This window comes from Pseudoalteromonas sp. P1-9, from assembly GCF_001399975.1.
GTDB lineage: Bacteria > Pseudomonadota > Gammaproteobacteria > Enterobacterales > Alteromonadaceae > Pseudoalteromonas.
This window is the reverse complement of the sequence record NZ_LKBD01000008.1, coordinates 122,574-131,424: the sequence shown is the minus strand read 5'-3', so window position 1 is coordinate 131,424 and position 8,851 is coordinate 122,574. Positions and strand designations below refer to the sequence as shown.

General features: G+C 40.7%; 5 protein-coding genes. 2 read left to right on the top strand and 3 right to left on the bottom strand.

What is annotated here, in order from left to right:
* Positions 1–822 precede the first annotated feature (822 nt).
* Together AN214_RS07920 and AN214_RS07915 are read right to left on the bottom strand one after the other, a co-directional pair.
* Complete coding sequence (locus tag AN214_RS07920; RefSeq protein ID WP_054979228.1) at positions 823–2,088, bottom strand: metallophosphoesterase; 1,266 nt, start codon at positions 2,086–2,088, stop codon at positions 823–825.
* A gap of 37 nt (positions 2,089–2,125) precedes the next feature.
* Positions 2,126–4,915, bottom strand: coding sequence for a TonB-dependent receptor (locus AN214_RS07915; protein WP_054979227.1), 2,790 nt, complete (start codon positions 4,913–4,915; stop codon positions 2,126–2,128).
* A gap of 403 nt (positions 4,916–5,318) precedes the next feature.
* On the opposite strand from AN214_RS07915, the gene AN214_RS07910 reads away from it, so the two are divergent.
* Together AN214_RS07910 and AN214_RS07905 are read left to right on the top strand one after the other, a co-directional pair.
* Positions 5,319–6,134: a diguanylate cyclase domain-containing protein gene (locus tag AN214_RS07910; RefSeq protein ID WP_054979226.1), complete on the top strand. Its 816-nt coding sequence runs from the start codon at positions 5,319–5,321 to the stop codon at positions 6,132–6,134.
* Positions 6,135–6,144: 10 nt separating this feature from the next.
* The gene (locus AN214_RS07905) at positions 6,145–7,146 is read left to right on the top strand and encodes an AraC family transcriptional regulator (RefSeq protein ID WP_235576723.1); all 1,002 of its coding nucleotides are present in this window, start codon (positions 6,145–6,147) and stop codon (positions 7,144–7,146) included.
* 9 nt (positions 7,147–7,155) lie between these two features.
* Here AN214_RS07905 and AN214_RS07900 read toward each other — a convergent pair whose 3' ends face one another.
* A complete protein-coding gene (locus tag AN214_RS07900; protein WP_082428528.1) occupies positions 7,156–8,640 on the bottom strand; it encodes a DUF3360 family protein in 1,485 nt (494 codons plus the stop codon).
* Positions 8,641–8,851 lie beyond the last annotated feature (211 nt).

Genomic DNA, 8,851 nt, shown 5'->3' with positions numbered 1-8,851 from the left:
GATTAAATATACAGTAAAAATCACTGTGTGCACTATAATATCTAGAGCTTCCTTTTCCAATTCCATCAGAACAATTTAATATCGACCCATTGGGTCGTTTTTCTACCGAGCCTCGGGTCATTTTTATCATTGTACCAGTTCTACCACATTAACTAACTTGTTGCTACAGATAAACTTTTAATCATTTTAGAAATAATCAAAAGGATAAAAACGACCAAATGGGTCGTTTTCCTGAATATAGGAGAAAATCATAACAACTGGACATAAAATCAGTGTTGAAAAATATTTTTTTTAATGACCGTTGTTCGCTCATTGCTGCCAGATACATAATTAAATCCAAAGGTTATTTCCTCGTAGTGCCCAGACTGTGAAAAGCCGACTTTGACCAAACCGTTACGCTTTAAAATTCATCTACGAGATTTGGTTACATCGGTCACCCATGATTTCACTTGCTCAAGCTGCGAAGCGTTGCATCATAGCGTTTGTATTCACATTTAAGTAATAGATGAAAAATTGTTTGATTTAGGGGTACGTTTGGGTTCATTTTTGTCGTGTAACAGACATGAGCAGAGCGCTTCATAGATGGTGTGAGACTTAAAATTCAGGGACTAATTTGTACACCCACTAAGTTTAAAAACGGGTTACCTACATAACACTCTATTACTTGTGGTTTGAGCAAAATTATATCAGCAACTACTCCTCATTCAGAACTACCTGTCATTCAAAAGAATGCCCATATCAAAAACGTTAAATTTGATATGAGCTAATTTAAAAACTTAAGTTTAAAAAGAATGTTTAAAAAACTTTTAGTCAAAAATCACGTTATTTACTGCGGTGTTTAAAACTAAAGCTTTTCTCTTTTACTAGCTCACCACTTTTATTTGTTGGTGTCGTATAAAAGTTAACGTTTAACTCATCTTGTTGATTATCGAGTTCAATATGGGCAAATCCCCAAGTGAAAGCCTTATTCCAAATGAGATCGTATTCTTGATATTGACGCTCTTGATAATTTGCCAGGCCACGATGCACACCACGCATTTTAGACGCAGCGCCACTAATTATAAGCGGTAATGGTGGTTGTTTATCAGTTGAAACGCGCGAACAATCATCCGTTAATAACTCTAAATCATGTTCATGCCCTGCAATGTAGGCATCCGCATATTGGCATAGTTCAGGCAAAATTAAGCGCCTTAATACATGGCCTTCATCGTATTTTGTGCCGCCAATTGACCATAAAATATGGTGACCATAGACAATTTTCCATTTTGCTTTTGACGTTTTTAAACCATTAGCCAGCCAGGCTAGCTGTTTATGATCTTCACCATTAAGCGGCACTTCGTGTTTTTCAATGTCTTCGACTTCTGCTTGCCCTTTAGCAAGTGCCGTTGCTAAACCCTGCTCACTGCCATCTGTTGCTAGTGGAATTTCATAGTAATGCTGACCTGATAACAACATATTGGTGTCTAACACAAAAAATTCCACATCATTTCCGGGTGAGCCTTTTGTAAAACGATAATACCCTTGTTTATCCATGTGGAAATTAGGCTGTTTTGCCATCCAAGCTGTTTGTAATGCAACCCCTTTACGCGATGTTTTCCAGTCATGGTTACCCAATGCAGAGTACACAACTAACTCAGGTTGCTGCTCAAACAAAGGTTTTAGCGGCGCTAAAATAAGGTCGTTCATGCGTTTCTGGTCGTCTTTTCCATCATTCGCATCGGCGCCATCAGGGTAAATATTATCACCCAGCTGAATACCAAACTGACACGCGACGCTTTGGCACAATGTTGCCATTGCCTTGCCAACACTTGCAGCGCCTGTGTCCTCAGTGGCAATCTCGGTGCCCGGATAAACATAAATTGGCGCGTGGCCAAACTCTTCGATTGGGCGGTGTTCTTCTAGCCAATCTTTTTTTTCAGCAGCAATAAATTCAGCTTTAGTTTTTGGCTTTGTTAAGTGTTTTTGTTTTGGATAATCTGGGTGGTAGCCGCCATCGCCAAATGCTAAAAACGAGATATGCTCGTTGGAAAGCGCTGGCAGTGCGCTCGTTGCCAATAATAAACTTGTTAAAATAGTTATTTTTTTCATACAAATCGCCGCTAGCGCCTGGCTAGCGGCACCTCATTTAGAAAGATGTAAAAGTAAATCCGAGTTCGAACGAACGTCCGTATGTTTCATATTGTAGGCTGTAACGCTCATTACCATGCGACAAGTAATATGGCTCGTCAGTAATGTTCACGGCGTTAAAGTACACTTGGGTTTGTTGGTTAATATAGTACTTAGTGCTTAAATCAAGTTGGGTATGAGCTTGTTCGTAAACCCCTTTATCTCCTAGCTCATATTGATACGCTTCGCTTTTGTAACTAGCGCTTAAACGTGCACTAATTTTAGCGGTTTCATAGCCAAACATGAGATTAGCAACAGTATCAGATTGATTTGGTAACTTATCATCAGCATCAACAAAGGTACCATTTGCTGAAAACATCAAACCATTCTTAAAGTTCTTGGTCCACGCTAATTCAACACCTGTGAGTGACGCGCTGCCACCATTGATTGGCTGCATTACTTCTGCAAAGCCATTCCAAGAGCCATTGTCTTGCACTTCTGCCATTACAATAAAGTTATCAATATCTTTGTAGAATAAACCCGCCGACATTACACCAATATTGCCTGGGTAATATTCAATCGATGCATCAAGGTTAAGTGATTCGTACGGGTCTAAATCCGGATTACCCACCTCTGCCTTACGTTCAGTGATTGTTTCGCCATCTTCATCAACAATTTCAGTTTCAATTAATTGATACGCAGCGCTGTCGCCAAATGTGGGGCGAGCAATGGTATTGGTGTAAGCAAAACGCGTAATAAGCTTTTCGCTTACGTCATACTTAACATTTAAACTAGGTAAAAAGTGGCTGTAATCTTTATCTACTTGCCACGGTGAAATTGCTACAAATTCACTGTCATTAATGTCATCAGCAACTAATTCAACACGGTTACCTGCGGTTGAAAATGACGTGTCTTCATAACGCACACCTGCAACAATATGCCATGCGTTGATATCCATCGTGATCATGCCATATGCCGCTAGAATGTCTTCATCACTGGTATAGCTTTGTCCAAAGCTATCAATTTTTGAATCAATGGCGTTTACATCAAAGTTTGATTTATTAGCGTTAACAAATTGGGCAATATCGCTGCGCGATAATCCTGGTCCAAATGAACCCAAATCGTAATCTGGTGCACCAACTGCAAATTGACTCGCTAATGCATCGTTAAAGCCGCCATCAAAAACAACCACGTTTACGTCGTTAAATTTTTCACGTGTTTGGTATTTTGCACCAAATTTCAACTCGGCATTATTGTTTTGCCACACAAAATCTTTACTGATATCAAACTTCACACTTAACGCTTCATCTTCCGACACATTGTTTTCACTTACAATTTCATCAAGCTCAAAGTTTGATAAATCATGCGCGTTTGGAGAGTGAGCTAAATCAGGTGCATCATTCGTCGTGTTATAGCCTAAAATGAAGCCTTCGCCGGCAAAGTCCGCATCAATGCGATCGGGTTCTTTTTCATTTGATTTCGAATACCCTAAATCGTATTCAACAAACCAATCGCTTAGGTGATTTTTACCGCCTAACACCATAGACAGAATTTGCTGTGTCTCATAGCGGTCTTTTGTATCGCGGTCCATTTCTGCGTCAACAAATGTCGCTGTGCTGTCGCTGATGCTATCTTCAAGCACAGTACCTTTATCAAACTTATATTCATTGCGTAAACGGAATTCATCATCAGCAAATTCACTCCACAAAGTACGCAAATAATATTCAGAGTTGCCCGTTGTTTTATAATCTAAGTTAAGTGCAGCACCTAAGCGTTCACGGGTTACTAGATAATGACGTTGTTCAATCTCTTCAGCGCCGAAAAAGTTAATGTCGTCACCACTTGATTGACCTTCAACTTCCATCTCATTCCAGCCACCATCAACTTCTGAATTGTGTGAGCCAAACTTGCGTTCAAACCAACTTATCGCAGTTGCAACACCGAGTTCGTGGCCGTTATCTAATTCATATACGTCAGTAAAGCTTGCCGATATTTTTGGGCTGCTCTCACTTACTTGCTCATTGTAAGACCCTTGTACAGTCGCACTGTAGCTTTGCCCTTCTCGGTCAAATGCACTTAAGCTTTTAACATCAATCGAACCACCTACTGCGCTTGCGTCCATATCGGGCGTCACGGTTTTGCTAACTTCTAAACTTTGCACTAATTCGCTTGGGATCACATCCATTGCAACGCTTCGTACGCCAGCTTCTGGCGATGGTACATTTGCACCGTTAATCGTTACATTGTTTAGATTCGGGTCAATACCACGTATACCAACAAAGCGTCCTTCTCCTTGGTCGCGTTGAATAAACATACCCGGTAAACGCTGCAACGCTTCTGCCGCGTTTTGGTCAGGCAATTGCCCGATTGAGTCACTGCTCACAATGGATTTTATACTTAATGCGTTTTTCTGGCGGTTAATTGCACCGGCTTGTCCCGCTCTCGTGCCAACGACTATCATGTCTTCGATTGTTGTTTGAGCCGACGACAAGCGCACATTTTTCTCGACAATGCCACTTTTATTAATTGTTACACTGATTTTTTTAGGCAAAGCACCAAGGTACGAGATGACTAACGTGTAGTCACCCGCAGGCAAGTTAGTTAACGAATACGACCCATCACGCGCGGTCACAACGCTTTTATTGAGTTCTTGAATTTCGACTTTAGCACCTTCAAAATACACTTTTTGATTAGCATCGCTAACGCGACCAGAAACGGTATTCGCTGCTACTTGGCAGGATAAACAACTAGCAAGTACAGCAAGAGTAAGTTGCGTACGCTTAAAAACTGACGGTTTATTACTTTCCATTATTATTCTCTTTCAGGGGTTAAGGCTTATGCCGAGAGATTCTGTTGTCTAGCGCTCGATGCTGAGACAGCGCTACCCTACTTGGGAGATATGAAAAAAATATTGCAGTACAATCAACTAGGTACTGATATGGCTTAAAAATCACTTGGTTTACTGTGTTATGAGCTGAATTAACCCCCTTGCACCGAGCTAAAACTCCATTATCCCTTTAAGGACTCAATTTCTGTCATAAAATTGATACCTTTTATGAGCTAATCTAACCCTACTCATATAGCTTAAAACCCAAGAAAATGAACAAAAAGCCTGTTCAATTATTATGAAAATCACCAACCTTACGCTGCACAAACATTTGGTCTTTGCCTTTTTCACCTGCTTACTACTCTTGGTCATGTCGTTTATACACATGAGTAACGCAAAACCCGTTGCCAGTATTAAATGGCTCGATGTTATTGGAGAGGGCGGTATTGCTGTAATTACGTTATGCTGGTTAATTGTCACGCTTTACACCCGCCCCAAAGGAAAGTTAACAACGCTGCTATTTATTGGCATCAGCATGGTGCATTTTTCAATGTTACTTGACCTGCTCGATGAATTTTTTCGCTACAAAAATGAGTATGCTTGGTTTTCACGACTTGAGGCAATTCCCGCAGTACTTGGACTGGTAATGATGAGTTTCGCCCTTTACTACTGGCATAAAGAGCAACAAATAATCAATAATCGGTTAATCAAAAGCGAGCGTTTTTATCGAGAACACAGTTTTTACGATATGGTTTCGGGGCTGTACTCAGCCAGTTACATGAAAAAACAAATTTCCGCTGAGCTTGTTCACTTCAACACCCATAACACACCATTTTGCGTAAGTGTGTTCGACATCAAATCGTTTAACCTTTATTTGCGCGAACAAGGTCGATTATCTGCCAATAAACTATTACATGATATTGCCAGCTTAATTCAAGTAAACATTCGCGATACCGATTTAGCCTGTCGTTACGCAGGAGACCGATTTATTGTACTGATGCCAAATACCAAACAGCATAAAGCCCAAGTAATTAACACCCATGTTGCTAACATGGTTAAGCAACATGTCTTGTACTTTGACAATAAAACCCTTTTTAACGCAATTCATCAGTCAAGTATTGAGGTAACGGCTGGCGATGACGTGACCTCTTTGCTGATGCGATTAAATCACACCTTAACGCTACAAAAGCAGGTGGCATAGTTTGGCAAACGTGACCTATTTTGAATGCAGCGATAAGGTAATTCCGAGTGCACTTTTATTATTGCCTTTGCTTGAACTGTGTCAGCAGCAAGGCGTGGATACCAGTAAAGTGCTAAACGGCAGCAAGTTGGCTTATTACGATTTGTTAAAAAGCGATATAAACATTAGTTTTGATCAGTTAGCGATCTGTTGTCACAATAGTATTAATGTGCTGCCGTATAACGATTTTAGCTTTCAAATTGGTCAACAGTTTTTTAATCATTACAATTCTGAGATAAAAACCGCAATTGTAAACGCGCGCAATCTAACACACGTATTCAAGCTGCTAAAATGCTTTAATAATGAGTTTTTTCCTTTTTGTAAATTCAGCGAATTTAAAAGTGAACAACAGCGGCATTTTGTTATTGATGTGGGAATTAAACATTGCAGCGAGCGAGTTGAACGTTTCTTTTATGAAACCTTAATAAGTATTGTGTGCCACTTTATTGACTGGCGTTTTCCACAACTTGATATCACCATACAATTGCCATTTAGAGCGCCTAAACATCTTGAGTATTACCACACATTTATAAAACACACTGTGATATTTGATAAGCCATTGCTGTTGATATCGATAAACAGCGCACAATTGGATTTACCCGCTAAAGACAGCAGCACTATTTTAAGGCGACAAGCATTTTATAAGCTGACAAAAAAACAAAAATTAAACAGCCTACTTACCGTTCTAGCGCAGCACATTGCCTGTAAACCAAATACAACGTTAGACACTGCCGCAGCCCACTTATCAATGAGCCCAGCAACACTAAAGCGCAAATTACAGGCTCACAATACCAACTTTAAGTACGAGAAAGATCAGATCCTTAAAAACGTGACCTTGTTTCACTTAATGCAAACTACTGCATCAAATCAAACCATCTGCGAAAAACTGGCAATCAATGATTTAACCAATTTTCGTCGCCTGCTAAAACGTTTAACGGGAAAAACGCCAAACCAGTTACGTTTGGCGAAATAACCTTTTCAACTATCGAAAGCTCGGCATAATTGCCGGAAGACCCGGTAGCAAGCCTACTAATGCCATCACGCCCGTAAGCACAACAAACATAATAAGTGGAATAATCCAGCGGTTCATCGACGTTAATTCTTTAGAGCGCTCTTTACAGCCAATTAGGCCCAAATTATCCAATAACATGGTTAAAGACCAACCAAATGCGGGGTTAACCAACGCAGATGAGAACACAACAATGGCTGCTGATTGTGTGGTTTTACCTTCGCGGGTCATTTCCATACCCGCTTCTAGTAATGGAATAAACACACCCACAATGAGTGCAACACACAGCACAGGTTGCCAAATTGCAAGGTCCATTGGGTAGCCCCAAATACCGGCGATAATACAAAATAGCGCGGTTAACACCGCACCTGCTGGAATGGGACGCTTAGCGATAGCCGCAGGTACAATATATGTGCCCCAAGACGATGTAAAGTTTGCCCCCCCCATAATTGAACCGAATGTTTGTCGTGCCGATGCGCTTAACATTGTGTCATCAATATTCATTTGTACTTTTTCAGTGCGCTCTGGGTAACTAATTTTTTGAAACACTTGGTGACCCAAGAAATCAGGAGACCACATAGCTACAGCAAGCACAGCAAACGGTAGCACTACAATAAAGCTCTCTAAAGTGGGTAAGCCTAACATCCAACCGGTGCTTTCTCCCCACCAATACATAGGATCCATATTTGGTAAACCTGGACCTGTTTTAAATTCAAACGGCGCGCCTAACATAAAGGCAAGGCCACCACCGAGTAAACAACTTAGCGGCACCGCAAGCCAGCGTTTCTTAAAGTGCTCAAGTAGTGCATAAAGTAAAATTGTGGTGAAAATGATAACAAACGCAATATGCGCCATATTTATACTTTCAGCCCAGGCAAATAGCTTTTTAACCTGCGACGTTGTGCCAATAAAGCCAAGGTAAAGCAACAAGCCCCCGCATACGCCCCGACTGGTTAAGCCCGCAAGCACACTGCCGCCTTTACTTATCGCAAGCAGCAAACCAAATGCGCCAATTAACAAACCAAACGCCATTGGGTGACCGCCGGCTGCTACCACAATTGGGATTAGCGGAATAAGCGGTCCATGAGTACCTGCAAGGTTTGCAGTAGGCAGTAAAAAGCCAGAAAACAGTAAAATAAATAGTGAGACCAGTAATAACTCGTAGCGCACGTTTTCAAGTATAAAACTATCACTTAACCCTAATGGGCCAGCAAAGGTCGCTGCAATTGCGCCTACCATAACCACTTTGCCTATGGTGCCTGCCATTGCTGGAATGGTATCTTCTAATTCAAAACGATAATCACGAAACGGTAAATTAGGGCGCCAGCGTTTAGGCTGCATAATTTGTAATTCATGCTCTAAGAATTCATCACGCGTTTTGAACTCAGAACTGGGTTTGTGAAGCGATTCATAACTTGCGGTATGCGTATCGCGATTGCTGTCTGTTGGTGTTGTCATTGCATCTCCTACTACAGATGAGATTTTTATTATGAAAACACCATAACGGAGTCGTTGCCTAATGAAAGTTAGCCATAAGTCGAGTAGCTATTTGGAAAATGGCATTTTTTCGCTTTAAATTTAATCAGTTATTGCCATGATTTAAATTTAGTAACTTTAAATCAACCACTTAGATTAATTTTAATTTAAATCAGGCTAACAACAGTAGCCT